At 60.7% G+C, this 25,048-nt stretch carries 24 protein-coding genes; 11 read left to right on the top strand and 13 right to left on the bottom strand.

The features are described 5' to 3' along the window. Position 1 precedes the first annotated feature (1 nt). A complete protein-coding gene (locus ACMGGW_RS23795) occupies positions 2–358 on the bottom strand; it encodes a DUF2500 domain-containing protein (protein ID WP_025304895.1) in 357 nt (118 codons plus the stop codon). Between the two features lie 159 nt (positions 359–517). Between ACMGGW_RS23795 and ACMGGW_RS23790 the strand changes: the two genes are divergently transcribed. Then, a complete protein-coding gene (locus tag ACMGGW_RS23790) occupies positions 518–1,144 on the top strand; it encodes a lysoplasmalogenase (RefSeq protein WP_148123040.1) in 627 nt (208 codons plus the stop codon). A gap of 40 nt (positions 1,145–1,184) precedes the next feature. Here the strand turns inward: ACMGGW_RS23790 and ACMGGW_RS23785 are convergent, their stop codons facing one another. Together ACMGGW_RS23785 and ACMGGW_RS23780 are read right to left on the bottom strand one after the other, a co-directional pair. Then, on the bottom strand, positions 1,185–1,562 hold the full coding sequence (locus ACMGGW_RS23785; RefSeq protein WP_025304893.1) for an AprI/Inh family metalloprotease inhibitor: 378 nt from the start codon (positions 1,560–1,562) through the stop codon (positions 1,185–1,187). A 54-nt stretch (positions 1,563–1,616) separates the two neighbouring features. Beyond that, the gene (locus ACMGGW_RS23780) at positions 1,617–3,080 is read right to left on the bottom strand and encodes a serralysin family metalloprotease (protein ID WP_025304892.1); all 1,464 of its coding nucleotides are present in this window, start codon (positions 3,078–3,080) and stop codon (positions 1,617–1,619) included. Positions 3,081–3,762: 682 nt separating this feature from the next. Here ACMGGW_RS23780 and ACMGGW_RS23775 point away from each other — a divergent pair. Further along, a complete protein-coding gene (locus ACMGGW_RS23775; protein WP_148123039.1) occupies positions 3,763–6,081 on the top strand; it encodes a zinc/cadmium/mercury/lead-transporting ATPase in 2,319 nt (772 codons plus the stop codon). 80 nt (positions 6,082–6,161) lie between these two features. On the opposite strand, the gene tusA is transcribed toward ACMGGW_RS23775, so the two are convergent. After that, entirely contained in the window at positions 6,162–6,407 is a 246-nt protein-coding gene (gene tusA / locus ACMGGW_RS23770; RefSeq protein WP_025304890.1) for a sulfurtransferase TusA, read from the bottom strand. Positions 6,408–6,626: 219 nt separating this feature from the next. Between tusA and ACMGGW_RS23765 the strand changes: the two genes are divergently transcribed. From ACMGGW_RS23765 to ACMGGW_RS23755, 3 genes are all read left to right on the top strand, one after another. Beyond that, positions 6,627–7,286: a 7-cyano-7-deazaguanine/7-aminomethyl-7-deazaguanine transporter gene (locus ACMGGW_RS23765; RefSeq protein WP_025304889.1), complete on the top strand. Its 660-nt coding sequence runs from the start codon at positions 6,627–6,629 to the stop codon at positions 7,284–7,286. Positions 7,287–7,326: 40 nt separating this feature from the next. Beyond that, on the top strand, positions 7,327–7,761 hold the full coding sequence (locus ACMGGW_RS23760; RefSeq protein ID WP_420279536.1) for a GNAT family N-acetyltransferase: 435 nt from the start codon (positions 7,327–7,329) through the stop codon (positions 7,759–7,761). An 80-nt stretch (positions 7,762–7,841) separates the two neighbouring features. Continuing rightward, positions 7,842–8,405, top strand: coding sequence for a DcrB family lipoprotein (locus ACMGGW_RS23755; RefSeq protein ID WP_025304887.1), 564 nt, complete (start codon positions 7,842–7,844; stop codon positions 8,403–8,405). 35 nt (positions 8,406–8,440) lie between these two features. On the opposite strand, the gene glpC is transcribed toward ACMGGW_RS23755, so the two are convergent. Genes glpC through glpA form a run of 3 tightly spaced genes read right to left on the bottom strand, consistent with a single transcriptional unit; the run spans position 8,441 to position 12,544 of the window. Then, complete coding sequence (gene glpC, locus ACMGGW_RS23750) at positions 8,441–9,640, bottom strand: anaerobic glycerol-3-phosphate dehydrogenase subunit GlpC (RefSeq protein ID WP_043142203.1); 1,200 nt, start codon at positions 9,638–9,640, stop codon at positions 8,441–8,443. Further along, positions 9,637–10,905 (bottom strand): glycerol-3-phosphate dehydrogenase subunit GlpB, encoded by a 1,269-nt coding sequence (gene glpB, locus ACMGGW_RS23745; RefSeq protein ID WP_197832522.1) that lies wholly within the window; start codon positions 10,903–10,905, stop codon positions 9,637–9,639. The genes glpC and glpB overlap by 4 nt, the downstream gene beginning before the upstream one ends. Beyond that, positions 10,895–12,544 (bottom strand): anaerobic glycerol-3-phosphate dehydrogenase subunit A, encoded by a 1,650-nt coding sequence (gene glpA / locus ACMGGW_RS23740; protein WP_025304884.1) that lies wholly within the window; start codon positions 12,542–12,544, stop codon positions 10,895–10,897. Before glpA ends, glpB begins: the two co-directional genes overlap by 11 nt. A 364-nt stretch (positions 12,545–12,908) precedes the next feature. On the opposite strand from glpA, the gene glpT reads away from it, so the two are divergent. Together glpT and glpQ are read left to right on the top strand one after the other, a co-directional pair. After that, complete coding sequence (glpT, locus tag ACMGGW_RS23735) at positions 12,909–14,264, top strand: glycerol-3-phosphate transporter (RefSeq protein ID WP_025304883.1); 1,356 nt, start codon at positions 12,909–12,911, stop codon at positions 14,262–14,264. 82 nt (positions 14,265–14,346) lie between these two features. Continuing rightward, on the top strand, positions 14,347–15,426 hold the full coding sequence (gene glpQ / locus ACMGGW_RS23730; RefSeq protein WP_197832515.1) for a glycerophosphodiester phosphodiesterase: 1,080 nt from the start codon (positions 14,347–14,349) through the stop codon (positions 15,424–15,426). Between the two features lie 54 nt (positions 15,427–15,480). Here glpQ and yigL read toward each other — a convergent pair whose 3' ends face one another. After that, complete coding sequence (gene yigL, locus ACMGGW_RS23725; protein WP_025304881.1) at positions 15,481–16,278, bottom strand: sugar/pyridoxal phosphate phosphatase YigL; 798 nt, start codon at positions 16,276–16,278, stop codon at positions 15,481–15,483. 4 nt (positions 16,279–16,282) lie between these two features. Beyond that, positions 16,283–17,326 carry a lysophospholipase L2 gene (gene pldB / locus ACMGGW_RS23720; RefSeq protein ID WP_043142212.1) on the bottom strand — a complete coding sequence of 348 codons (1,044 nt, stop codon included), beginning with the start codon at positions 17,324–17,326 and terminating at the stop codon, positions 16,283–16,285. A gap of 148 nt (positions 17,327–17,474) precedes the next feature. On the opposite strand from pldB, the gene rhtB reads away from it, so the two are divergent. Continuing rightward, complete coding sequence (rhtB, locus tag ACMGGW_RS23715) at positions 17,475–18,095, top strand: homoserine/homoserine lactone efflux protein (RefSeq protein ID WP_060434791.1); 621 nt, start codon at positions 17,475–17,477, stop codon at positions 18,093–18,095. A 48-nt stretch (positions 18,096–18,143) separates the two neighbouring features. On the opposite strand, the gene rhtC is transcribed toward rhtB, so the two are convergent. Genes rhtC through pldA form a run of 3 tightly spaced genes read right to left on the bottom strand, consistent with a single transcriptional unit; the run spans position 18,144 to position 21,531 of the window. Next, the gene (rhtC, locus tag ACMGGW_RS23710) at positions 18,144–18,764 is read right to left on the bottom strand and encodes a threonine export protein RhtC (protein WP_049203601.1); all 621 of its coding nucleotides are present in this window, start codon (positions 18,762–18,764) and stop codon (positions 18,144–18,146) included. Between the two features lie 12 nt (positions 18,765–18,776). Continuing rightward, entirely contained in the window at positions 18,777–20,609 is a 1,833-nt protein-coding gene (gene recQ, locus ACMGGW_RS23705; protein WP_025304878.1) for an ATP-dependent DNA helicase RecQ, read from the bottom strand. Between the two features lie 43 nt (positions 20,610–20,652). Then, on the bottom strand, positions 20,653–21,531 hold the full coding sequence (gene pldA / locus ACMGGW_RS23700; RefSeq protein ID WP_025304877.1) for a phospholipase A: 879 nt from the start codon (positions 21,529–21,531) through the stop codon (positions 20,653–20,655). Between the two features lie 203 nt (positions 21,532–21,734). On the opposite strand from pldA, the gene ACMGGW_RS23695 reads away from it, so the two are divergent. Together ACMGGW_RS23695 and rarD are read left to right on the top strand one after the other, a co-directional pair. After that, entirely contained in the window at positions 21,735–22,205 is a 471-nt protein-coding gene (locus ACMGGW_RS23695) for a thioesterase family protein (protein ID WP_016929489.1), read from the top strand. Positions 22,206–22,271: 66 nt separating this feature from the next. Beyond that, the gene (rarD, locus tag ACMGGW_RS23690; protein ID WP_025304876.1) at positions 22,272–23,159 is read left to right on the top strand and encodes an EamA family transporter RarD; all 888 of its coding nucleotides are present in this window, start codon (positions 22,272–22,274) and stop codon (positions 23,157–23,159) included. A gap of 16 nt (positions 23,160–23,175) precedes the next feature. Here the strand turns inward: rarD and corA are convergent, their stop codons facing one another. Continuing rightward, on the bottom strand, positions 23,176–24,126 hold the full coding sequence (gene corA, locus ACMGGW_RS23685; RefSeq protein ID WP_004934262.1) for a magnesium/cobalt transporter CorA: 951 nt from the start codon (positions 24,124–24,126) through the stop codon (positions 23,176–23,178). Between the two features lie 444 nt (positions 24,127–24,570). Here corA and ACMGGW_RS23680 point away from each other — a divergent pair, with 444 nt between their 5' ends. Further along, a complete protein-coding gene (locus tag ACMGGW_RS23680) occupies positions 24,571–25,044 on the top strand; it encodes a WbuC family cupin fold metalloprotein (RefSeq protein ID WP_004934257.1) in 474 nt (157 codons plus the stop codon). Positions 25,045–25,048: the final 4 nt, after the last annotated feature.

Genomic DNA, 25,048 nt, shown 5'->3' with positions numbered 1-25,048 from the left:
GCTACGGCTGAACGGTGAACGAGACGAAGCGCGTGCCCTGCATGTTTAACGTGCCGTGCGCGCCTTTTTCTATCGGGTTGTACTGCCATTGCTTCAGCCGCAGCGTAATGTCTTCACCGCCCTGGTTCGGGCTGAACACCACCTCGTAATACATCGGCTCGTTGACCAACGGCTCGCGCTGCGGCGCACGGGTCTTGGCGACCGGGAAGCTCCGCTTGTCGCTCACCGTCACCTGCAGACTGCGCATCGGCGCACGATCGTTTTCCGCCTCCTGCTGGCGCTGTTTGAAGTAGCGTTGCGTGGCCAGCACGGCGATCAACGCAATGACGGCGACAAAAAATAACGGTGGCTTACTCATCGGTTTCCCATTTCCTTCACGGCCAAATCGGCGTAAACATAGCATTCTCAAGAAAGCATTGTCGATCGTCGGCAGGCTACCTACACTGAAATAAGAAGTGACATGGGTGACAGTTTGGAGCCGGTGGTTGCGGCTCCCTCCTACATAAGGATGACATCAATGAGTTGGCCGTTCCTTGCCGTATTCTTTTCCGGTTGGCTGTTCGTCGACGCCTCTTACCGCGGGCCGCGCTGGCAGCGTTGGGTGTTCAAACCCGTCACGCTGTTGCTGCTGTTGCTGCTTGCCTGGCAGGCGCCGGTGCTCAGCGCGGCGGGTTATCTGATCGTACTCGGCCTGCTGACGACGCTGATCGGCGATGCGCTGCTCCTGCTGCCGCGCGAGCGAGTGCTGTACGCCATCGGCGCCTTTTTCCTGTCCCACTTGCTGTACACCCTGAGTTTCGCCAGCCAGATGACGTTCAGTCTGTTCTGGCCGCTGCCGCTGGCGCTGCTGGCGATCGGTGCATTGCTGCTAGCCACCCTTTGGACCCGGCTGGAAGAGATGCGCTGGCCAATCGTCACCTACGTGGCGATGACGCTGCTGATGGTCTGGCTGGCAGGCGAGCAATATTTCCTGCGCAGCACCGATTTCGGCTTCTCGCTGCTGGCCGGCACCTCGCTGCTGCTGCTGGCCAACGTGGTTTGGCTGCTCAACCGTTACCGCTTCACCTTCCGCGCGGCGGACGCCATCGTGGCTTTCTGTTACTTTTCCGGCCACTTCCTGATCGTGCGTTCGCTCTACCTGTAGAGACCTGCCGCGGGTTCGGCGCGCCGAACCCGTTTCTTCATCAAGCCAGCGCTTTCAACGTCAGGGCATCACCCGCACCCAGCTGATTGCGGTACAGATCGCCGTCGCGCGAGAAGAACGCCAGCGTGCTGCCATCCGCCTGCAGCAGGGCGATGCCGTCCGGCGCCGGGCGCCAGCCCACCACCTCGGCCGCAAATACGCTTTGCAGACAACGCTGCCGATCCACCAGCTGGTAGCCGTTGGTCTCGCTTTGCTCATTGGCCAGAAACTCGATTTGGCATTGCCTTTCGCTGTCGGCTACCTGCCATTGCCCCGCCAGCGACTGCGCGGTCGGCAGCGCCAGACTGCCGGCCATCACCGCACTCGTCACCATCATGCCTCCCGCCGCCAGGGCGGCGCGCGTTAAAGTACCTTTCATACCGGCTCCCACATCACGCCCGGCCGAGACTGCGCCGGGCGCTCCGTTGCTGCGTTACACGATAAAGTCAGTGGCGACGTCTACCTGACCGACGATTTTCACCAGGAAGTCCGGCGCCTGATGCCCCCCGATGTTCACCGACAAATCGGTCACGTTGTTGGACGCGTTGTAGCTCAGCAGCGCTTCACCGGCCGCGCCGCTGAAGTGATCGACGAAGTGAATGAAGTCGCTGCTCTGCGCCTCTTTGTTGAAGAACGACAGATCAATCTTGTCGATCCCTTTCTGGAAGTCGCGGATCCAGTCTGAAGCGCCCGGGGCGGAATCGCTGGCGGCAGAGAACACGAAGATGTCTTTACCGGCACCGCCCCACAGCTCATCCGCCCCGCCGCCGCCGAACAGCACGTCGTTACCCGCGCCGCCTTTCAGCACGTTATTGGCCGCGTTGCCGACGATCACGTCGTTGCCGGAACCGCCAATGGCGTTCTCAATGGTCACACCGGCGGCGATCGACACGTTGCCCTTCAGGCCGCCCACGTCGGAGAACGACTTCTCGTTCAGGTTGATGCGTTGGTTAGCGGTGTAACCGGAGAAATCGAAGGTATCGTTGCCGCCCGCATCCCAGGCCGCAAAGATCACTTTTTGCGAGTTGCTGGTGGTGCTGAGGAAGTCACGACCGGTGTTGGAGTTAAAGCCGTACACGGTGTCGCCGGTGCGGGTCGACAGGTTGGCGCCATACAGGTGCTGAATGGCGGCAATGTCATCCAGCAGCGGAGCCGCGGCGTAATGACCGCCGTTGTCGCCACCGGTATTGGTTTCACTCCAGTAGCTCATCAGGCTGAACTGACGAGTATCTTCCGCGTAAGTGACGTCGCGGTAGGTCGGGTTGCCTTCACCGGCGTTGTAATCGCCCGGGTGGCTCAGGCCCAGTGCATGGCCAATTTCATGGGTGAACGTCTGGCGGCCGTAGTCTTCGGTCGCCGGATGCTTGACGTTGGACTGATTGACGTTGTACCAGGTCTGGCCCCCCAGATCCTGGCCCTGCCAAATGGTGTTCGGCAGGAAGGCGTAGGCCTGGGTGCCGTAATCATAGTGGCCGGGGCGATCCTGGCTGTAGTTGCCGAAGGTGATATTGGCCTTTTGTCCGGCCGCCACTTCGGTGAAGGTGATATTGGCGACGTCGGCCCAGGACTGCAGCGACAGCTTAGCCTGCTGCTGCTGTTCCGCGCTGAACTTGCTCAGCCCGGTGTCGCCGGCGACGTTAGTGGAAGAGAACTTATAATCCGGGAAGGAGAAGGTTAATTTGATCGGCTGGCCAAATACCTTGTATCCGTTCCAGGTTTGGTTCTCGCGGGTAATAAACAGCCCAGCTTGCTCGTTAGAAAATGAATCCTTGCCATTAATCTGAATCCCGTTACCCCGCTCATGATAATGCAGCAGGTCGTCTACAGCATCGTAACCGGTTGTCGCGGCCGCGAGGCTGGATTCAGTAATTTCAATTGCCTTTTTAGTAGATTGCATTGGTTCGATTCCACTCATTACCTGATTGATATCAATCAGACAGATAGACATAACCTCCCCGTAAGCCACGGTTAATGAACCTCAAGCTTGCTGGAAGGGGCTTATGCGCCGTTACCGGCAGTGTGTTAGGTAGAATTAATGCATATATATCAGCAAATAAGATCACCATTAAAAATGGTAATCGATTCCAATTATAGGCAGGACCGTAAAACTGCACATAAAATAATCAACCATTTATTATCGCAACGAAAGTTTGTTATGCTGCTTTTTAGGCTTCTTTACAAAGCAAACGAAACTTGATGAGGATAAGTTGGCACCAAACTTCAATAGCAACGCGGCCTGCAGACTCAAGCGAATCATGCTGGCTTTACTTAGGGGGAAAGGTAAATTTTGCTAAAGCGTTATAGATTAATAACTCTTTATTATTAGGTCGGGCGATTTTTTAGTTTCTATAGGAATATTATTTTCTTATTTAAACTAACGGCAGCGAGCCTTTTCGCCCAAATAGGGGATAAGAAAAGCCGATATATTTAAATTCGCATTATTCATTATTGAATGAATCCCCCTTTTCTACGCCCGAACGCCGTTAGCAATAATTCTCATCCGGCGCTTGACTCTGGAGTGGACTCCAGGGTGTAGAGTCAGCTGAGCAAACCCGTTTAACAGCCCGAAGGGGGACGTTATGCACAATCAGCAAAACCATAATCATCAGGAACATCACCACGCCGAAGGCGGGTGCGGCTGCAACCACAGCCACAGCAAAACGCAGCATGGCTGCAGCAGTGAGCCGAAAAGCGCAGCCGTACAGGCCGAACACGCCCACCATCATCACGATCATGGCGATAGCGGCTGCTGCGCCAGCGCGCCCGACGATCCGGACGAGGAAAGCGACAGGCTGGCCGCCGCTCCCCCTTCCGGCAGCCAACGTTTCAGCTGGAAAGTCACCGGTATGGACTGCCCCAGCTGCGCCAAGAAAATCGAAAATGCCGTCACCGCGCTCCCCGGCGTTGACAGCGCACGCGTATTGTTCGCCACTGAAAAACTGGTGGTCGACGCACAGTCCGATCTCAGCCTGCGGATCCAGGACGCGGTCGCCCAGGCCGGTTTTACCCTGCTCGGCACTCAGACCGCCAAAGATGCCGCGCCAAAAGCCTCGCGCTTCGGCGAATTTGCGCCGCTGCTGTTGTTAACTACCCTGATGGTGGTCAGCTGGGTGCTGGATCGGATTAACCCGGAGCTGGGTCGCATCGCCTTTATCGCCACCACGCTGGTCGGGTTGGCGCCGGTCGCCGCCAAGGCGCTACGTCTGATTCGCTCCGGCACGCCGTTCGCCATCGAAACGCTGATGAGCGTGGCGGCCATCGGCGCGCTGTTTATTGGCGCCACCGCCGAGGCGGCGATGGTGCTGCTGCTGTTTATGGTCGGCGAGCTGCTGGAATCCTACGCCGCCAACCGTGCGCGGCGCGGGGTGAAGGCGCTGATGGAGCTGGTGCCGGAAGATGCGCTGCTGCTGCAAGGCACGGAACGCAAACGCGTGCCGGTCGCCAGCCTGCGCCCTGGCGATGTGATTGAAATCGCGCCCGGCGGGCGCCTGCCGGCCGACGCCGAGCTGCTCAATCCGTTCGCCAGCTTTGACGAAAGCGCCCTGACCGGCGAATCGGTGCCGGTCGAGCGTCAACAAGGGGAAAAAGTGGCCGCCGGCAGCCTGTCCGTCGATCAGGCGGCACAGATGAAGGTGATTTCCGAGCCCGGCAAAAATGCCATCGACCGCATTTTGCAGCTGATTGAAGAGGCCGAAGAACGCCGCGCGCCGATCGAACGCTTCCTCGATCGCTTCAGCCGCTATTACACCCCAGCCATCATGCTGCTGGCCGTCGCGGTGATCCTGGTACCGCCACTGCTGTTCTCGCAGCCGTGGGAGACCTGGATCTATCGCGGCCTGACGCTGCTGCTGATCGGCTGTCCATGCGCGCTGGTGATCTCGACGCCGGCGGCCATCACATCCGGGCTGGCGGCCGCCACGCGGCGCGGCGCGCTGATTAAAGGCGGCGCGGCGCTGGAGCAACTGGGCCAGATTCAAACCATCGCCTTCGATAAAACCGGCACCCTGACCGAAGGCAAGCCGACGGTCACCGACGTGCTGCCCATCGGCGCGCTGACCGAACAACGGCTGTTGCAGCTTGCCGCCGCGGTAGAGGCCGGTTCACATCACCCGCTGGCGCAAGCGATCATCAACCGCGCCGCCGCAAGCGGGGCTGAGCTGCCGCTGGCGCAGGCGCGCCGCGCGCTGGCCGGCGTCGGTGTGGAAGGGATCGTGGACGGCAAGACCGTGCTGATCAGTGCGCCGGGCAAGCTGGCGCCGGGCCTGCTCGCCACACAATGGCAGAGCCAGGTAGACAAGCTGGAAAACGCCGGTAAAACGGCGGTGGTGGTGCTGGAAGACGGCGCGCCCATCGGCTTGCTGGCGCTGCGTGATACGCTACGCAGCGACGCCAAACAGGCGATAGCCGAACTGAACGCGCTGGGTATTCGCGGCGTGATGCTGACCGGGGATAACCCGCGCGCCGCCGCAGCGATCGCCGGCGAGCTGGGCCTCGACTATCGTGCCGGTCTGTTGCCGGAAGATAAGGTCAGCGCGGTCACCGAACTGAGCGAACTGCGCCCGACGGCGATGATCGGCGACGGCATCAACGACGCCCCGGCGATGAAAGCCTCCAACATCGGCATCGCCATGGGCAGCGGCACCGACGTGGCGCTGGAGACCGCCGACGCCGCCCTGACCCACAACCGACTGGTGGGCGTCGCGGAAATGATCCGCATCTCGCGCGCCACCCACGCCAATATCCGGCAAAACATCACCATCGCGCTGGGGTTGAAAGGGGTCTTCCTGATCACCAGCCTGCTGGGGTTAACCGGGCTGTGGCTGGCGGTGCTGGCCGACTCCGGCGCCACCGCGCTGGTCACCGCCAACGCGCTGCGGCTGTTGAGAAAGCGCAGCTAAGCTCTGAAACAAACACGGGCGCGGCATACCGCGCCCGTTGTCATTTGGGGGAAGGAACTTTTAACTCGGCCGCGCCGCCGTTATACGCCTTTACGCAGCAGATAACGGTATGGCGCCTGCTCGGTCTCCTGCGCCACCAGCGTATGCTCCATAAAGCGGCAGAACCCCGGGATATCGCGGGTGGTAGCCGGATCGTCGGCAATAATCAGCAGCGTTTCGCCGTTGTCCATATGGCGCACGGTTTTACGCACCATCATCACCGGTTCTGGGCAACGCAGCCCCAGCGCGTCGAGCGTCTGGTCTGCCTGGGCAAATAAGTCAGTCATGCAATTTTTCTCGTTCAAAACGATCGGCGAACGCTCGCCGCATCTCATTAGCGCCTAGTTTACGCCGGTAGTTTTTCTGCGCAAGATGCGTTAACGTTTGCGTTAAATTTAACCATTGCATTGGTTGCGCAAACGCGTATCATGCCGCCGCGCAGCGTTTTTTGCTGTTTTGACAAGACACACTGGGTTCCCTCACCCCACTGCTAAAAAGGCTACAACATGTATTCGTTTACCGCACAGCAGCGCTTCACGGCGTTGGTCTGGCTTTCGCTGTTTCATATCGCCATCATTACCTCCAGCAACTACCTGGTGCAGCTGCCGATCACCGTTTTCGGCTTCCATACCACCTGGGGCGCCTTTACCTTCCCGTTTATCTTCCTGGCGACCGATCTGACCGTGCGCATCTTCGGCGCGCCGCTGGCGCGACGTATTATCCTGGCGGTGATGGTGCCGGCGCTGTTCATCTCTTATGTGATCTCCACCGTCACCTATCAGGGAGAATGGCAGGGCTTCGCGGCGCTGAGCAGTTTTAACCTGTTCGTGGCGCGCATCGCCGTGGCCAGCTTTATGGCCTATGTGCTCGGCCAGATCCTCGACGTACACGTCTTTAACCGTCTGCGCCAACGCAGCGCCTGGTGGGTGGCGCCGGCGGCGGCGATGTTCCTCGGCAACATCAGCGATACGCTGGCGTTCTTCTTCATCGCCTTCTACAAGAGCAGCGATCCCTTCATGGCCAACAACTGGGTGGAGATTGCGCTGGTGGATTACAGCTTCAAGGTGATGATCTGCCTGCTGTTCTTCTTGCCGATGTACGGCGTGTTGCTGAACATGCTGCTCAAACGCATCGCGGCGCGCAGCGGCAGCCTGCAGCCGAGCTGAGCCATGCTATTCTGGGCGGCCTTATCCTTGGAGGCCGCTCATGACCCCAATCGTCCGCACCACCACGCTCGAAGAAATCCACCGCCTTTATCAACGCATCCCCGAATTCGGCGGCCTGCATAGCCTGGCCGATCTGCAGCAGCGTATCGGCACCGCCCCCGCCAGCCTGTTGATCGCCGAGATAGACGGGCAGCCGGCCGGTTTCAAACTCGGTTATCAACGGCAGGAAACGGTGTTTTACAGCTGGCTGGCTGGCGTGCTGCCGGCATTCCGTCGCCACGGCGTGGCGCAGGCCTTGTTGGCCGAACAGGAACGCTGGGCTCGGGCGCAGGGCTATCGCCAACTGACGGTCAAAACCCGTAACCGGTTCCGCGCCATGCTGACGATGCTGCTCACCCACCACTATCAGATTGTTCAACTGGAAAAGAAAGGCGAAGTGGCTGATTATCGGCTATTACTGGAAAAAAACTTGTGACAACATCTGCCTTGCATTTCAACCTGGAATAGGTTGCGATACGACAGTGAATCCCTACCGGAAAGGAAGAAGGAAGCCCGATGCGTAAAGTAGCGAAATTGATGGGTATCAGCCTGCTGGCGCTTGGCCTCGCGGCCTGCGACGGCAACACCAAAGACACCAAGGCAGCGCCAGACGGCGCGGCGGCCAGCGCGCCGGCCGGGCAGCAGGTAAGCCTGCTGGACGGTAAACTGGCGTTCACCCTGCCGGTCGGCATGGCGGATCAGAGCGGCAAGCTGGGCAACCAGGCCAACAACATGCATGTTTACGCAGACAGCACCGGCCAGCGCGCGGTGATCGTCATCTTGGGCGACAAGACCGCCGACAGCCTGGAGACTCTGGCCAAACGCCTGGAGAATACCCAGCGCGCGCGTGACGCCAACCTGCAGGTGATCACCAACAAGGCGCTCGACGTCAACGGCGTGCCGCTGCGTCAGTTGGACAGTATCATCACCAGCGGCGGTGAAAAGGCTTATTCTTCCGTCCTGATCGGCTCGCTGAACAACAACATGCTGACCATTCAGGTGACGCTGCCGGCGGACAATCAGCAGCAGGCGCAGACCGAAGCCGAAGGCATCATCTCCACCCTGAAGCTGAAGCAGTAATCCCACAGAGGGCCGGTTTGCCGGCCCTTTCGTTTTTATACCAGCGCCTGCGCCAGCAGGGTGATCGGATGTTCGCAGCGCTTGCTGGTGGACATTTCTATCTGCCATTTGCAGGTTTCGCAGTCGGTCACCACCAGATCCACCCCGCTCTCTTCTATCTGCCGGAACAGCGGCGCGCCGATGCCTTGCGACGTGGCGTAGTTCTCCGATTTGAACCCGTAGGTGCCGGCGATGCCGCAGCACTGCGAATCCAGCACCACCAGCTCCAGCCCCGGTATCTGCCGCAGCAGCTCCAGGGTGTAGGCGGTCCAGCCCATCTTCTCCATATGGCAAGGCGTGTGATAAGCCACCCGCAGCGGCGTGCGCTTGAGCGGCAGGCTGCGCCCCTGATTGATCAGGCGATAGAGATAGCGCGTCGCCAGCTCCACCCGATCGCGCACCGCAGTGGTGTCTACGTCCAGCAGATGAGGGTATTCGTCACGCAGGGTGAAGGTGCAGCTCGATGAGGTCGCCACCACCGGAATGCCGCGCTCCAGCACCGTTTCCTGCAGCGATTCGGCATTGACCCTGGCCTGCTTTTTAGCCTGCTCGATAAACCCGTTGGCGATCAGCGGCACGCCGCAGCATTTCTCGCGTTTCAGCAGCTGCACGCCGATATCCAGCGCGTTGAACACCCGGACCAAATCCTTGCCCAGCTGCGGGTGGTTATAGTTGACGAAGCAACCGTGGAAGAATGCCACCTGCTCAGCGTAACGCTGCTGAGCCTGCGCCTGTTGCCGGTACCAGCGGCGGAAGGTGCCGAAGGAATATTTCGGCAGCTCACGACGGTGATCGATCTTCAGCGCCTTGTCCAGCAGCTTGCGCACCGGTTTCAACCCGGTGGCGGCGTTGACGATCGGCGCAAACGGCGTCGACAGCGATCCCATGATATCGGTATGGCTGAGTATGGCATCGCGCAGCGTCGGCTTGCTCTGGGCGAAGTCGGCGCGGGCGCGTTGAATAATGTCGCCGATTTTGACGTCGGACGGGCAGGCCACTTCACAACGTTTGCAGTTGGTGCAGTATTTCAGCGCTTCGTCGTACAGCGCCGGGTCTTTCAGCCGCAGCCGCTCGCCGTCCGGCCCCGCCTGTTTCGGCCCCGGGTAGAGCGGGTTCACTTTGGCGACCGGGCAGTAAGTGGTGCAGACGGTGCATTTGATGCAGCTTTCAAAGCTGTGGTCCCGATGCAGGCTCATACGTTCTCCTCCGCGGCGATCTGCTGCGCGACGTGCAGCGCGCCGATCAATGACACGCCGGCGCCGCAGCCCTGCTGCAGCGGATCGTAGCCACCGGCGACCGCGCCGATGGCGTACAGGTTGTCGAACGGCACTCCCTGCTTCATCGCCCGCAGCCTGCCGTCGGTACGCACGCCGAACTGCAGGTAAGGCTGCGGCGCGAACAGCTCGCGTCGGCTCCAGTCGGCGCGATCCGCCCGGCTGTGTACGTCCAGCCCAAAGATCGGCTCACGCACCCGGTCGAAATCGGCCACCAGCCCATTGCTGAAGAAGCTGCCGCTGGCCAGCACCACCTGCTGCGCTCGCAGCGGAATATCGCCGTGGTTGCGGGTGTACAAACCGATGATGCGGCCGGCCTCGCTCTCGGCGCGCAGCACGCTGTCGCCGGGCATGAAAATGCCGCCCAGCTGCTGAAAACGCCGCCGCAGCGCCTGATGCAAGCGCATGCCGGGCACCGAAGGCGGCAACGTCGGCAGCAGTCGGATCGGTTTGCCGACCGCATCCTGCAACACCGCCAGCGACGCATCGTCCTCCAGGCCCAGACAGGCCGGCAGGAAGAGCGCCTCGGCCTCGCCCGCCAGCCGCCGCAGCTCTTCGGCCATCGGCGGCAGGCTTTCCATCAAATCCAGTACCCGGGCGATGTTCACCGCGCGGAACTCACTGGGGTTATTGCGCAATCTGTCCAGCGCCGGCATGTGCAGATAGGCCACGTCCGTCTGCACGCCGAGCTCGCGGCTCAGGGAATCGGCGGCCATCTGCGGCTGGAAGTCGAGGAACCCTTCGATGCCGATCACCGCGATGCGCCGCCACGGCAGTTGGCCGGTCAGCGGCAGCGTCGGGATCGCCTGCGGGCTGAGCCAGGTGGCGCGGCGCGTGCCCAGCGGCGTAATGCGCAGATGGTTATTGGTTCCCTCCCCCTGCAGGTTCAACCCGCAGCGCGCCAGCAGCCGCTGTGCGGCAGCGGACAGCGCCGCCACCCGGCCGGGCCCGATCAGGGCATACGGATGCTGCGGCGCCTGCTGCGCCAGCTGCGGCAACGCCGCCAGCGGCATCTCGACCGGCGTGCCGTCCGGCAATCTCGCCAACAGGTCGAGCGAGCCGGAGGAGAAGTAGAGCGCGCTCTGGCCAGAACTGACCACCGCGCAGCGCTTGCCCTGTTCGGCCACGGCAATGGCGCAGCTCAGGCCCGCCAGACCGCCGCCAATCACCACGACGTCAAATCGCATCATCTGCCTCCTGCTCCTGGTCGGCCTGGGCTTCAAGCCCGCATAATCCCTGGTAAACCCAGCTGGTAAATTCGCTCTCGCGCAGCGCATCGCCCCAGGCGATCGGCCGTACGCCTTTCCAGCGTTCGTTGAGGAACTGCGACAGCTGCGCGATGGATTGCTGCGGCGTGCTGACGTTAAAGCGCGTCAGCAGCCCGGCGGCGCGGCAGGCGCAGAGTTCGCCCTGGCAGGTGCCCATGCCGACGCGGGTGCGGCGGCGCAGATCCACCAGGTTATTGACGGTCAGCGAATTGACCGCATAACGCACTTCCCCGGCGGTCACCGCCTCGCATTCGCACACCAGGCTGGTGTCGAGCCGATCGGCCGCCGGCACCTGGCTGGCGCGATCGCCGTGGCGGTAAATCGCCGAACCACGGATGCTGGCGGGCAGTGAAACCACGCTGCGCACCGTTTCCTCCGCCGACTGGCGGGATCCGGGCAACGCGTCCTGCGCGGTGGTGCACGGACGGTTTACGCCAAGCTTTTCGCACACCTTGTCGGTGGCCCACTCCGCCATCAGGCGGTAGGTCATCAGCTTGCCGCCGGTGATGGTGATAAACCCTTCCAGCCCGTCGCGGGCGGCGTGATCGAGCAGCACGATGCCGCGGCTGACGTTGCGCCCGCTGGGATCGTCGTCGCTGGCGACCAGCGGCCGCACCCCGGCATAGGCGCGCAGAATACGGGTCTGCGCCAGGGTGGGCGCCAACAGCGCCCCCTCGCGGATCAGAATGTCCACCTCCTGCGGGGTCACCAGCATGTTGTCAATTTGGTCGTAGTCGATATGGGTCGAGGTGGTGCCGATCAGCGAGATGGTGTCGCCCGGCACCAGGATGTCGGCGTCCGCCGGTTTGCGACAGCGGTTGATCACCATGTTGTTGATGCGATGGCCGAGGATCAGCAGCGCCCCCTTGGCCGGGAACATGCGAATGCGTAAATCGGCATATTCGGCGATCTGCTGGCCCCAGATACCGGCGGCGTTGACCACCACCGACGCGTGCAGCTCATAGCGCCGCTGATTCTGATGGTCGTAAACGCGCACGCCCGTTACCCGATCGCCGCTGCGCAACAATCCCACCACCTGGTGGTAGGTCAGGATCTGCGCACCGTGCTCGCGCGCGTCCAACATGTTGGCGGCGGTCAGCCGGAAGGGATCGACGGTGCCGTCCGGTACGCGCACCGCGCCGATCAGCGCCGGGTTAGCCGCCGGCTCCAACCGCAGCGCCAGCTGCGGGTCGATCGCTTCGGCGTCGATGTCGGCCTGGCGACAGGCCGCGATAAACTGCTGCTGATAGTCCAGCGAGTCTTGCGGCAAGGTGATGAACAGCCCGTCGGTACGCTCGATACAGTGATGCGCGATGCGTTTCAGGATGCGGTTTTCTTCGATGCACTCGCGCGCCGACTCGCCGTCGGTCACCGCATAGCGCGCGCCGCTGTGCAATAAACCGTGGTTGCGGCCGGTGGCGCCGGTGGCGATGTCGTGGCGCTCCAGCAAAATGCATCGCAGGCCGCGCCGCGCACAGTCGCGGGCAATGCCTGCGCCGGTGGCGCCGCCGCCGATGATGATCACATCCGTTTCGCCGCCGTCAAAATAGCTGCTCATGTCGCTCCCTCAGGATCGGTAGTTATGAGCCTATTGAGCCACGGTTATTGGGGTCTTTGTTTGATAAGGAACAATAACGAACATAAAACGAAATAAAAATGACCACAAAAAACCATCAATGTGATCATAATCACGATTTTTGGACGTTTTTCTATTTCATAACGTTAACGAATCGCTCAAAATCCGCCGTGGTTTCATGAAAGTGTAACAATTGCGCCATTCGTCACAGCGACACCAGGCGTATTTGATGACAATGGCGCTCGTTATGGAACACAAAAACACCACATTCGATATCCGCTCAATCATCAAATGAACGTAAAAGGTCATATTGATGTGATAACAGATAAAGCCATCGGAGGCGCTCATGTTGAGTATTTTTAAGCCAGCCGCACACATCGCCCGTGTGCCGAGCGATAAGGTAGATCCGCTCTACCGTAAGCTGCGCTGGCAAATTTTCCTGGGGATCTTCTTCGGTTACGCCGCCTACTATCTGGTGCGTAAGAACTTCACCCTGGCCATGCCTTACCTGATCGAACAAGGCTTCAGCCGCGGCGACCTCGGCTTCGCGCTGTCGGGCATCTCTATCGCCTACGGCTTCTCCAAATTCATCATGGGTTCGGTCTCTGACCGTTCCAACCCGCGGGTGTTCCTGCCTGCCGGCCTGATCCTGGCGGCGGCGGTGATGTTGTTCATGGGCTTCGTACCGTGGGCAACTTCCAGCATCGCGGTGATGTTCGTTCTGCTGTTCCTGTGCGGCTGGTTCCAGGGCATGGGTTGGCCGCCGTGCGGCCGCACCATGGTGCACTGGTGGTCGCAGAAAGAACGCGGTGGCATCGTCTCCATCTGGAACTGCGCCCACAACGTGGGTGGCGGCCTGCCGCCGCTGCTGTTCCTGCTGGGCATGGCCTGGTTCAACGACTGGCACGCGGCGCTGTACATGCCGGCCTTCGGCGCCATCCTGGTGGCCCTGATCGCCTTCGCCCTGATGCGCGATACCCCGCAATCCTGCGGCCTGCCGCCGATTGAAGAGTACAAAAACGACTACCCGGACGACTACAGCGAAAAAGACGAAGAAGAGCTGACCGCCAAGCAGATCTTCATGCAGTACATCCTGCCGAACAAGCTGTTGTGGTACATCGCTGTCGCCAACGTGTTCGTCTACCTGCTGCGTTACGGCATTCTGGACTGGTCACCGACCTACCTGAAAGAAGTGAAGCACTTCGCGCTGGACAAGTCTTCCTGGGCCTACTTCCTGTATGAATACGCCGGTATCCCGGGCACCCTGCTGTGCGGCTGGATGTCGGACAAAGTGTTCAAAGGCAACCGCGGCGCCACCGGCGTGTTCTTCATGACGCTGGTGACCATCGCCACCGTGGTGTTCTGGATGAACCCGGCCGGTAACCCGACCGTGGACATGATCTGTATGCTGGTCATCGGCTTCCTGATCTACGGCCCGGTGATGCTGATCGGCCTGCACGCGCTGGAGCTGGCGCCGAAGAAAGCCGCCGGCACCGCCGCGGGCTTCACCGGCCTGTTCGGCTACCTGGGCGGCTCGGTTGCGGCCAGCGCCATCGTCGGTTACACCGTAGACTTCTTCGGTTGGGACGGCGGCTTCATGGTGATGATCGGCGGCGGCGTGCTGGCGGTTATCCTGCTGCTGCTGACCATGCTGAACGAGAAGAAACACCACGCGGAAATCGCTGCCGGCAAGCGCGGCTAACCGTCACACGACTTTTGCATGATTTAAAGGCCGCCCTGCGGCCTTTTTACTACCCTGCCCCCAACAACACGGAGAAAACGGAATGCGGATTCAAGTCAAAGCCCTGCTGACAGGGATCATTCTCGCCACCTCAATGGTCAGCGCCGCCCAGGCGGCGGACAAAGTGGTGATCGCCCACCGCGGCGCCAGCGGCTACCTGCCGGAACACACTCTGCCGGCGAAGGCAATGGCCTACGCGCAGGGCGCCGATTACCTCGAACAAGATCTGGTGATGACCAAGGACAACGAGCTGGTGGTGCTGCACGACCATTACCTCGATCGCGTCACCGACGTCGCCGAACGTTTCCCGAACCGCGCACGCAAAGACGGCCGTTATTACGCCATCGACTTTACGCTGGCGGAGATCAAATCGCTGAAGTTCACCGAAGGCTTTGACATCGAAAACGGCAAGAAGGTACAGGGCTACCCTGGCCGCTTCCCGATGGGCAAATCCGACTTCCGCGTCCACACCTTCCAGGAAGAGATCGAGTTCGTGCAGGGTCTGAACCATTCGACCGGCAAAAACATCGGCATCTATCCTGAAATCAAAGCGCCTTGGTTCCACAAGCAGGAAGGCAAAGACATCTCCAGCAAAGTGCTGGCGGTGCTCAAGCAGTACGGCTACACCGGCAAGAACGACAACGTCTACCTGCAGTGCTTCGACGCCAACGAGCTCAAGCGCATCAAGAACGAGCTGGAGCCGAAGCTGGGCATGGATCTGAAGCTGGTGCAGCTGATCGCCTATAACGACTGGCAGGAAACCTACGAGCAGAAAGCCGACGGCAAGTGGGTAGAATACGACTACGACTGGATGTTCAAACCGGGTGCGATGAAGAAAATCGCTCAGTATGCCGACGGTATCGGGCCGGACTACCACATGCTGGTGGTGGCGGATCAATCCAAGCCGGGCCACATCGTGCTGACCGACATGGTGAAAGAAGCGCATGCCAGCAAGCTGGCGGTGCATCCGTTCACCATCCGCGCCGATGCGCTGCCGAAGTACGTGACCGACGTAAACCAGCTGTATGACGTGATTTACAACCAGGCCGGCGTCGACGGCGTGTTCACCGACTTCCCGGACAAGGGCGTGCAATTCCTGCAGAAGCAGGGCCAGCACAAGTAATGCCAAGGGCGCCGCAAGGCGCCCTTATTATTTCAGAGAAACGGCCTGGTTATCTCAGAGGAACATCTTGCGCAGGTAGTGCGGCACCGCGTTATCGACATTGGAGCCGATCACTTCCAGCTCCGGCAGCATATCCTTCAGGCGCTGATGCGCGTCGCGCATGATGCAGCCCTTGCCGGCCATCGACAGCATCTCCAGATCGTTCATACCGTCGCCGAAGGCGATGCACTCTTGCAGCGTATAGCCGATGATCTTGGCCACTTCTTCCAGCGCATGCCCTTTCGACACGCCGCCCGCCATCACTTCCAGACAGGTCGGGAACGAGAAGCTGACGTTGACCCGATCGCCCCAGCGCGCGTTGATGGCGTCTTCCACCTGCAGCAACCGCTCATGATCTTCACAGGTAAAGTAAACCTTGCAGACGCCGTCGGTTTCCAGCAGGCCCGGCTCAAACAGCTGATATTTGAATACCGACTCCTGGAAGAACTCTTCCTGCTCCGGGCTTTCGCGGTTGATGAACCAGTCATCGTTACGGTAGACGTTGGTGGTTATCTCCGGATCGTCGTGCAGCATGCCGTACAGATCGCGGGCGATATCCTCGTCCAGGTTGTGGCTGAAGATCAGCTCGCCGGCCGTGTTGTGCACCCGCGCGCCGTTGGAGGTGATCATAAAGGCGCTGATCTCCAGACTGTCGCGGATCTGCGCCACGTCGATGTGGTGGCGGCCGGTGGCGAACACGAAATGCACGCCGCGCTGGGTCAGCAACTTCAGCGTTTCTTTGGCGTACGGCGACAGGGTATGGTCGGGAGACAGCAGCGTGCCATCTAAATCGGAAGCGACGACGTGATACATAGCGTTATGTTCTAACCTCTGATGGAGTTGTCGGCGGCAGCGCGCCACCTAAGTGTTGAGCAAAGAAGCGCAGGATTGCGTTCAGTGCTTCGGCGCGCATCGCGTCCCGCTCGAACAGGATCTCATGGCGTGCGCCGTTGATAACCCACGGAAGCCCCCCTTCGCAAGGGCGCCCCGCGTCTGACAGAGCCTGACAAAAAGCCTGGTGCGAACGGTTGTCAACCACCCGTTCCTCACCGGCTTGCAAAAGCAACAGCGGCGTTGTTATCTCCCCGGCCTGCGCGATAATCTGCCGGCCGGCGCGGATGCTCTCCCGCACCCAATGGTAGGTCGGTCCGCCCACCTGCAGCTCGGGGTAATCGGCGTAATAGCGCAGGCTACGCCGGTAGCGTTCGCGGCTGTGGGTCAACACGTTGACCACATAAGGCAGCGGCCGCCACTGGCCGGTGCCCACCGCGTAGTAGTCGCGGATCGCCGGACGGGTCTCCGCCCAGTCGAGGATGCGGTCGGCCAGCCAGCCCGGCATCGGCAACTGGATGCCGAACATCGGCGCGCAAAACGCCGCCGCATCGAACGCCTGCGGCCGGCGTTGCAGGAACTGCGCCAGGATCGCGCCGCCCATCGAATGCGCCAGCGCGAAGCGCTGCCGGTAACCGCGCGACTCGACTTCGCGCTGCCAAAGCTGCTCGAAATCGTCCACGTAGTCGGCGAAGTTTACCACATGACCGCGGTGCGTATCCGCCAGTAAACGCCCGGAACGCCCTTGGCCACGATGATCGACGATCACCACGTCGTAACCGCAGTGGAACAGATCGTAGGCCACCTCGGGGTATTTCACGTAGCTTTCGATGCGGCCGGGGCTGACCACCACCACGCGCTGATGCCGCGCGGAACTGAAACGCACAAAGCGGATCGGCACGCCGTCCACGCCGCTGAACTCGCCTTCTTCGCGCTGCCGCCAGAAATCCAGCAGCGGCCCGGTGGCGAAGGCAGCGAACTGCGTTTCACGCGTTAACCAGTCATCGGAGCTGAGAGTGAACGAGGTCATCGAGAGCGTTTTCCCTGTGGGGCCGGCGGAAAAATGTGACCGCTGGCACAAGAAATCATACTAGCGTATTGTGATTCAATTCTGACAAAAAACGGCGCCGCCTCGGCGCATTGTGGCACAAAACGACACTTTCAGGGAGCCGAGAACCATGACCTTGGACTGGTGGTTAACCTACCTGCTGACCACGCTTATCCTTAGCCTGTCCCCTGGATCCGGCGCCATCAACACCATGAGCACCGGCATCAGCCACGGCTATCGCGGCGCCGCCGCGTCAATCGCCGGCCTGCAGGTCGGGTTGAGCGCGCACATCGTGCTGGTGGGCATCGGTCTCGGCGCGCTGATTTCTCAATCATTGCTGGCGTTCGAACTGCTGAAATGGTTGGGCGCCGCCTACCTGGTGTGGCTCGGCATCCAGCAATGGCGCGCCGCTGGCGCGCTGGATCTGCATGCGCTGGCGGGCAGCATGCCGCGCCGCCGTCTGTTCCGCCGCGCGGTGCTGGTCAACCTGACCAACCCGAAAAGCATCGTGTTCCTCGCCGCGCTGTTCCCGCAGTTCATCTTGCCCAATCAACCGCAGGCCGAGCAGTACCTGGTGCTCGGCGTCACCACCGTGGTGGTGGATATTCTGGTGATGATCGGTTACGCCACCCTGGCGACGCGCATCGCCGGCTGGCTGAAAACGCCGCGCCAGATGCAGCTGCTTAACCGGGTGTTCGGTTCACTGTTCATTTTGGTGGCGGGGCTGCTGGCGACCGCCCGCAAAGCCTGACAAAAAAGGCCGGGCATCGCTGCTCGGCCTTGGGCATCTCACCGCCGGTCAGCGGGTAAAGATCAGGTGTAACCCGAAGCCGGTGAACAGCACGCCCGCCACCCCGTCGATCCACTTGGCCAACCGCTGATAGCCGCGGCGCATCGCCGGCAGCGCGAACACCACCGCCACCAGGCTGAACCAGACGAAGGTCTCGGCAACGATCAGCAAGAACAGCCCCCAGCGCGCGCCGGCGCCGACGCTGTCACCGACGAACAGCGAGAACACGCTGCCGAAATAGATCACCGCTTTCGGGTTGGACAGGTTGGTCAGGAAGCCGCGAATAAAGCTGCGCCCGGCCTTCGGCAACGCCACCTGGGCCTCCGCCGCCGGAGCAGCTTGCTGCGCCCGCGCGGAACGCAGCAGTTGCCACCCCATCCAGCACAGGTAAATGCCGCCGCCGACCATGATGACCTGATGCAGCCAGGCCATCTTCTGCAGGATCAGATGCAGCCCCATCAACGCCACGCCGGCCCAAACCACGATGCCGAGCGAAATGCCGACCACGCCCATCATCGCCTCACGGCGCGAACGGCTGGCGGCGGTTTGCGACACGAAAAAGAAGTCCGGCCCCGGGCTCATCAGCGCAATCAGATGCACCAGCGCCACGGTGAGAAACAGCATCAGCATGATTTATCGCCCTCAGTCTTCATCATTGTCGAGATGGTCGCGGATCATCGCCATAAAGGGCGCGCCGAAACGCTCCAGTTTGCGCTGGCCGACGCCGTTGACGCTCAGCAGATCGCCGGCCTTGATCGGCATCTGTTCGGCCATTTCCAGCAGCGTGGCGTCGTTGAACACCACGTAAGGCGGGATGTTTTCTTCGTCGGCGATCGATTTGCGCAGTTTGCGCAGCTTGGCGAACAGCTTGCGATCGTAATTGCCGCCGTAGGATTTCTGGTTGGCGCTGCTGCGCGACTTCAGGCTCTGAATACGCGGCACCGCCAGCTGCAGCGCCACCTCGCCGCGCAACACCGGACGCGCCGCCTCGGTCAATTGTAGCGCCGAGTGCATGGCGATGTTTTGGGTGATAAAGCCCAGATGGATCAGCTGACGCAGCACGCTGGTCCAGTGTTCGGTGGTTTGATCGCGGCCGATGCCGTACACCGGCAGCTTGTCGTGACCGTATTCACGAATGCGTTGGTTGTTGGAGCCGCGCAGCACTTCCACGATGTACCCGAGGCCAAAGCGCTGGCCGACGCGGTACACGCAGGACAGCGCCTTGCGCGCGTCCTCCAGCCCGTCGTAGCGCTTGGGCGGATCGAGGCAGATGTCGCAGTTGCCGCAGTTCTCGTGCTTGCCTTCGCCGAAGTAGTTGAGCAACACCAGGCGGCGGCAGGTTTGCGCCTCGGCGAACGCGCCCATGGCGTTCAGCTTGTGGCGTTCGATGTCCAGCTGCTGCCCGGCGGGTTTCTCCTCCAGGCAGCGGCGCAGCCAGGCCATGTCGGCCGGATCGTACAGCAGGATGGCTTCGGCCGGCAGGCCGTCACGCCCGGCTCGGCCGGTCTCCTGATAATAGGATTCGATATTGCGCGGGATGTCGAAATGCACCACGAAGCGCACGTTGGGTTTGTTGATGCCCATGCCGAAGGCGACGGTGGCCACCACCACCTGCAGATCGTCGCGCTGGAACGCTTCCTGCACCTGCGCGCGGCGATCGTTGTCCAGCCCGGCGTGGTAGGCACCGACGCTCAGCCCGCGGCTTTGCAGGCGCGCAGCGGTGTCTTCCACCTTGGCGCGGCTGTTGCAATAAATAATGCCGCTCTTACCGCGCTGATCCTGCACGAAGCGCCACAGCTGGTCGAGCGGTTTGAATTTTTCCACCAGCGTGTAGCGGATGTTCGGCCGGTCGAAGCTGCTGACCTGCACCAGCGGATCCTGCAGCGACAGCAGACGCACGATATCGCCGCGGGTGGACTCGTCGGCGGTGGCGGTCAACGCGATCACCGGCATCGACGGGAAGCGCTGTTTCAGTTGGCCCAGCGCGCGATATTCCGGCCGGAAGTCATGGCCCCACTGCGAGATGCAGTGCGCCTCATCCACCGCCAGCATTGCCGGCGGGCAGTGGTCGAGCAGGTTGAGGAAGCTTTCCATCATCAGCCGTTCCGGCGCGATGTACAGCATCTTGATGTTACCGTTGCGGCAACCGGCCATGACGTCCAGCTGCTCCTCGCGGGTTTGCGTCGAGTTATAGCAGGCGGCGGAAACGCCGTAGGCCAACAGTTGGTCGACCTGGTCCTTCATCAGCGAGATCAGAGGGGAAACGACCAGCGTCAGGCCGTCCATCACCAGCGCCGGGATTTGGTAGCACAACGACTTGCCGCCGCCGGTCGGCATCACCACCAGGCAATCCTGCCCGCCGATCGCGGCGTTGATAATCGTTTGCTGCCCCGGACGGAATTGCTGGTAGCCAAAGGTATCGCGCAATACCTGCTCGGCCAGCAACTCTCTGTTAATCACTGCTGCGGTTGACACACACTTCCCCATTTTTTCATCGGTACACACCCAGCGGGTATGATTACATAATATCGTTCAGCATGACACCAACGCCCACCCGTGTCTGCCGGAAGTTATAGTCGATCAGCGATTCGCCGTAGCCGCTGAATACCTGGGTATAGAAACGCACGTTGCGGGTGATCGGATAGCTCCAGCCCAGCTCCGCGCCGCCGTAGCCGCTGTTCCAGTTATAGTGGCTGTCGACGCTGAACACGCTGTCGCCCCAGGCGTAACCGACCTTCAACCGGTAGTATCCCATGTATTTGGTGATGTCCGGGTTGTCGTCGTTGCTCGAGCTCTCCGAGAAGCGGAACCAGGGCTTGAGATCCACCTGCCAGTTGCCGTTTTGCGCCATCAGCCGCGCATAGCCGCGATTCCAGCTGCGCGACGTCGGATCCGAGCGGCCGTTAGACTGATGGTTAACGCCGATTTCAACATCGCGCAGCGTCCAACCGGCAAAACGGTAATCGGTCGCCCACCCCACGAACAGCTGCGGCTCGTAGTTGGTTTCGCGGAACGGCGAAGACTCGCCGCGGTTGGACAATTGCCACCAGGAGCGCTGAGTATAAGACGCGCCGAGCACCGAGTTGTCGCCGGCAATGCCCCGCCACAGAGGAAACGCCAGGCTAAGTTGGTATTTCACCTCGTCCTTGCGCGCCTTGTCGCCCCAGTTGTACGTCTTGATGGCCTCTTTGTTGATATCACTGGTGTCGGTGTACAGCAGATAATTGGGATCGTAAGGATACAGCGTGAACGGATTCTCGTGCTCCTGCAGCAGGTTGGCGATAATGCTGCCGCGCACCGCCGGCTTATCGTGAATCTGCTGCTCTTTGGCTTCCTCAGCCAATGCCAGCGCCGGCATCAGCAGCGTGGCGGAAACGATCCCTGACAAAATGCGCATAACCTCTCCTCACTCCAACGAAAAAGGGCAAGCCCGGAAAAAATCAGGCCATTTTACACACAAAGGGCGTTTTACCGCAGCGCAGGCCGGTTTTATTGGAATAGTCTGGAAAGCAACAAAGGTTAAGCATAAAATCAACATCTCATTAACCTGGACTGACCAGTTAGCTCCCTTAAAACGCAAAAGAAAAATGGAAACCCGCTATGTCGACCACACCACTGACCCTGGAAGCCGCCCGCCGCAAGATCGGCGAAATCTTTGTCTACCACATGCCGTTCAACCGCGAGCTTGGCCTGGAGCTGCGCCGCTTCGACGATGACTACGTCGAGCTGAGCTTCACCAACCAGCGCAAGCTGGTGGGCAACGCCGCACAGGAAATTCTGCACGGCGGCGTGATCGCCGCGGTGCTCGACGTCGCCGCCGGGCTGGCTTGCGCCGGCGGCGTGCTGACGCGCCTGGAGCCGCTGATCGAAGAAGAGATCGCCGCCAAACTGTCGCGCATGGGCACCATCGATCTGCGCGTCGACTATCTGCGCCCCGGCCGCGGTGAACACTTCGTCGCCTCCGCCAGCGTGCTGCGCAGCGGCAACAAGGTCGCCGTGGCGCGCGTAGAACTGCATAACCACGACGGCCTGCATATCGCGACCGCCACCGCCACCTATCTGGTCGGCTGATGATTGTGTGCGGTGAGCGTCTTCAGTACACTCACCGCATCTTAAGTTCCCCACCAGAGTGACGTCATGGACGCAAAGCAAACGCGTCAGGGCATTTTCTTCGCCCTGGCCGCCTATTTTATGTGGGGCATTGCCCCGGCCTATTTCAAACTGATCCAGCAAGTGTCCGCGGACGAGATCCTCACCCACCGGATCATCTGGTCGTTTTTCTTCATGCTGGCGCTTATCACGCTGGGCCGCAACTGGCCTAAAGTGCGCGCCGCCTGCCAAAACCGCAAACGACTGCTGCTGCTGGCGGTCACCGCGCTGTTGATCGGCGGCAACTGGCTGCTGTTCATCTGGGCGGTGAACAATCACCATATGCTGGAAGCCAGCCTGGGCTACTTCATCAACCCGCTGGTTAACGTGCTGCTGGGGATGCTGTTTCTCGGCGAGCGCTTTCGTCGCATGCAGTGGGTGGCGGTGGCGCTGGCATTCACCGGGGTGCTGGTGCAGCTCTGGCAGTTCGGCTCGTTGCCGATCATTGGTCTGGGGCTGGCGTTCAGCTTCGCTTTCTACGGCCTGCTACGCAAGAAAATCGCCATCGACGCCCAGACCGGCATGCTGATTGAGACGCTATGGCTGCTGCCGGTGGCGGCCGCCTATCTGTTCCTGTTCGCCGACAGCCCCACCAGCCACCTGAGCGCCAACCCGTGGTCGCTGAACCTGCTGCTGGTCGCCGCCGGCATCGTCACCACCGTACCGCTGCTGTGCTTCACCGCGGCGGCTACCCGGCTGCGCCTGTCGACGCTCGGTTTCTTCCAGTATCTCGGCCCGACGCTGATGTTCCTGCTGGCGGTCACCTTCTACGGTGAGACCATCGGCCAGGACAAGCTGGTGACCTTCGGCTTTATCTGGGCGGCGCTGATCCTGTTCACCCTCGACGCGCTCTACACCCAACGCAAGCTGCGCTAAGCCCGGCGCCGCCGGGTTACAGCCAGTTTTTGCGCTTGAAGTACAGGTAAGGGGCCAGGCCGGCCAGGATCATCAGCGTGATGGCGCCCGGGTAGCCGAACGACCATTTCAGTTCCGGCATGAATTCGAAGTTCATGCCGTAGCTGGAGGCCACTAGCGTAGGCGGCAGGAATACCACCGACACCACCGAGAAGATCTTGATGATGCGGTTCTGTTCGATATTGATGAAGCCCATCGCCGCCTGCATCAGGAAGTTCACCTTCTGGAACAGCGATTCGTTGTGCGGCAGCAGGGATTCGATGTCGCGCAGCACTTCACGCGCCTGCTCCAGCTGGCCGGTCGGCAAACGCGCCTTGCGCACCAGGAAGTTGAGCGCGCGCTGGGTATCCATCAGACACAAACGCACCTTCCAGCCGATATCTTCCAGCTCCGCCAGCGTCGACAGCGCGGCGTCGTATTCGTCGCCCTGATGCCCTTCCATGATCACCCGGCTGAGCTGTTCCAGATCGCTGTAGATGTTCTCTATCTCGTCCGCCAGCTGTTCAATCTTGGTTTCGAACAAATCCAGCAGCAGTTCGTAGGCGTTGCCTTCGAGCATGGTCTGGTTGCGGGCGCGCATGCGGTACAGGCGAAACGCCGGCAGTTCACGCTCGCGCAGGGTATACAGGCGGCCGTCGCGGATGGTGAAGGCCACCGTGGAGTTGCCGGCGTGATCTTCCGCATCTTCGAAGTAGAAGAAGGAGTGGATATGCAGACCGTCTTCGTCTTCGAAGAAACGGGCGGAGGCTTCGATATCGTCCAATTCGGGACGCGTCGCCAGGCTTTGTCCCAGCTCATTCTGCACGCGCTCACGCTCGCCCTCTTCCGGCTCGACCAGATCAACCCACAGCGATGACGTGAGATCATCCGAGTCGTCCAGTTCCAGACGGGACAAGCGGCGGTTATCTAATTTAAAAGCGCTCAGCATGTGCCAAAACTCCGTGAAGGTAACGGGTGCGGACAACGCGTTGAAGCACAGAAACAGAGGGGATGCGTATCACCGATTGTTTCAGACCATGAAGAGATCTGACTCATAGCGACACTTTGCGGGGTCGCCGACAACCACGAAGGCTATCAGCAAAAACGGAGAGCCTTAGAAGTTATACCTGCGGCGCAGGTCAGTGAGCCAGTATCTACTGGGTGTGTCCAAGGCGTCTGTCCTCAATGATAATAGTGCGCGCATGTTACGCCGAGAGGAAAAAGCCTGTCAACACGTTAGGCGGGATAATTGCGCAACAAATCATCACGATGATCAATGGTAAAAATGGCGCTTAAACCGTGCTGAAAAAGTCGCGGCGATCGCTTACCGCCACCAAGAATGTTGTTAAGATGACGTCACCCTAATGGTACGACAAGCATGCGGATTTAAATGATGAAACAGATTACCGCCCATGAACTGACCGCGATGAGCGAACAGGCCGCCAGCGTGGCCCGCCTGCGCGCGCACCGCACCTTACACGAAGAGTTGAGCGACCCGGTGCAACGCCTGGCGATCGCCATGGAGCCCGGCACCTATATCCGCCCGCATCGCCACCCGCAAACCTGGGAGCTGCTGACGCCGCTGCGCGGTCGTTTTGTGGTGCTGCAGTTCAACGATGACGGCGTCGTCACGCAGCGCACCCTGCTCGGCGAAGAAACCAAAGTGCTGGAGATGCCGGCATTTACCTGGCATGCGGTGCTGTCGGTCGATGCCGGCGGCGTGGTGTTCGAAGTGAAGCAGGGCCCGTATCAGGCGCTGACCGAAGAGGACTGCATGCCGTGGGCGCCGCAGGAAGGCGGCGAAGGCACCGAAGCGGTGATGCGCTGGTATGCCACCGCGCAAGTCGGCGATCGCTACCCTCACTGATGAT

Source organism: Serratia sp. BNK-4, assembly GCF_048685115.1.
Taxonomy (GTDB): Bacteria; Pseudomonadota; Gammaproteobacteria; order Enterobacterales; family Enterobacteriaceae; genus Serratia; species Serratia bockelmannii.
The sequence above is the reverse complement of the archived record's forward strand: the minus strand, read 5'-3'. Positions and strand labels throughout refer to the sequence as shown.

Bases quoted from the DNA above. Each gene is read 5' to 3' on its own strand.
- ACMGGW_RS23795 (WP_025304895.1), bottom strand. From the start codon at position 358: ATGAGTAAGCCACCGTTATTTTTTGTCGCCGTCATTGCGTTGATCGCC.
- ACMGGW_RS23790 (WP_148123040.1), top strand. From the start codon at position 518: ATGAGTTGGCCGTTCCTTGCCGTATTCTTTTCCGGTTGGCTGTTCGTC.
- ACMGGW_RS23785 (WP_025304893.1), bottom strand. From the start codon at position 1,562: ATGAAAGGTACTTTAACGCGCGCCGCCCTGGCGGCGGGAGGCATGATG.
- ACMGGW_RS23780 (WP_025304892.1), bottom strand. From the start codon at position 3,080: ATGCAATCTACTAAAAAGGCAATTGAAATTACTGAATCCAGCCTCGCG.
- ACMGGW_RS23775 (WP_148123039.1), top strand. From the start codon at position 3,763: ATGCACAATCAGCAAAACCATAATCATCAGGAACATCACCACGCCGAA.
- tusA (WP_025304890.1), bottom strand. From the start codon at position 6,407: ATGACTGACTTATTTGCCCAGGCAGACCAGACGCTCGACGCGCTGGGG.
- ACMGGW_RS23765 (WP_025304889.1), top strand. From the start codon at position 6,627: ATGTATTCGTTTACCGCACAGCAGCGCTTCACGGCGTTGGTCTGGCTT.
- ACMGGW_RS23760 (WP_420279536.1), top strand. From the start codon at position 7,327: ATGACCCCAATCGTCCGCACCACCACGCTCGAAGAAATCCACCGCCTT.
- ACMGGW_RS23755 (WP_025304887.1), top strand. From the start codon at position 7,842: ATGCGTAAAGTAGCGAAATTGATGGGTATCAGCCTGCTGGCGCTTGGC.
- glpC (WP_043142203.1), bottom strand. From the start codon at position 9,640: ATGAGCCTGCATCGGGACCACAGCTTTGAAAGCTGCATCAAATGCACC.
- glpB (WP_197832522.1), bottom strand. From the start codon at position 10,905: ATGCGATTTGACGTCGTGGTGATTGGCGGCGGTCTGGCGGGCCTGAGC.
- glpA (WP_025304884.1), bottom strand. From the start codon at position 12,544: ATGAGCAGCTATTTTGACGGCGGCGAAACGGATGTGATCATCATCGGC.
- glpT (WP_025304883.1), top strand. From the start codon at position 12,909: ATGTTGAGTATTTTTAAGCCAGCCGCACACATCGCCCGTGTGCCGAGC.
- glpQ (WP_197832515.1), top strand. From the start codon at position 14,347: ATGCGGATTCAAGTCAAAGCCCTGCTGACAGGGATCATTCTCGCCACC.
- yigL (WP_025304881.1), bottom strand. From the start codon at position 16,278: ATGTATCACGTCGTCGCTTCCGATTTAGATGGCACGCTGCTGTCTCCC.
- pldB (WP_043142212.1), bottom strand. From the start codon at position 17,326: ATGACCTCGTTCACTCTCAGCTCCGATGACTGGTTAACGCGTGAAACG.
- rhtB (WP_060434791.1), top strand. From the start codon at position 17,475: ATGACCTTGGACTGGTGGTTAACCTACCTGCTGACCACGCTTATCCTT.
- rhtC (WP_049203601.1), bottom strand. From the start codon at position 18,764: ATGCTGATGCTGTTTCTCACCGTGGCGCTGGTGCATCTGATTGCGCTG.
- pldA (WP_025304877.1), bottom strand. From the start codon at position 21,531: ATGCGCATTTTGTCAGGGATCGTTTCCGCCACGCTGCTGATGCCGGCG.
- ACMGGW_RS23695 (WP_016929489.1), top strand. From the start codon at position 21,735: ATGTCGACCACACCACTGACCCTGGAAGCCGCCCGCCGCAAGATCGGC.
- rarD (WP_025304876.1), top strand. From the start codon at position 22,272: ATGGACGCAAAGCAAACGCGTCAGGGCATTTTCTTCGCCCTGGCCGCC.
- corA (WP_004934262.1), bottom strand. From the start codon at position 24,126: ATGCTGAGCGCTTTTAAATTAGATAACCGCCGCTTGTCCCGTCTGGAA.
- ACMGGW_RS23680 (WP_004934257.1), top strand. From the start codon at position 24,571: ATGAAACAGATTACCGCCCATGAACTGACCGCGATGAGCGAACAGGCC.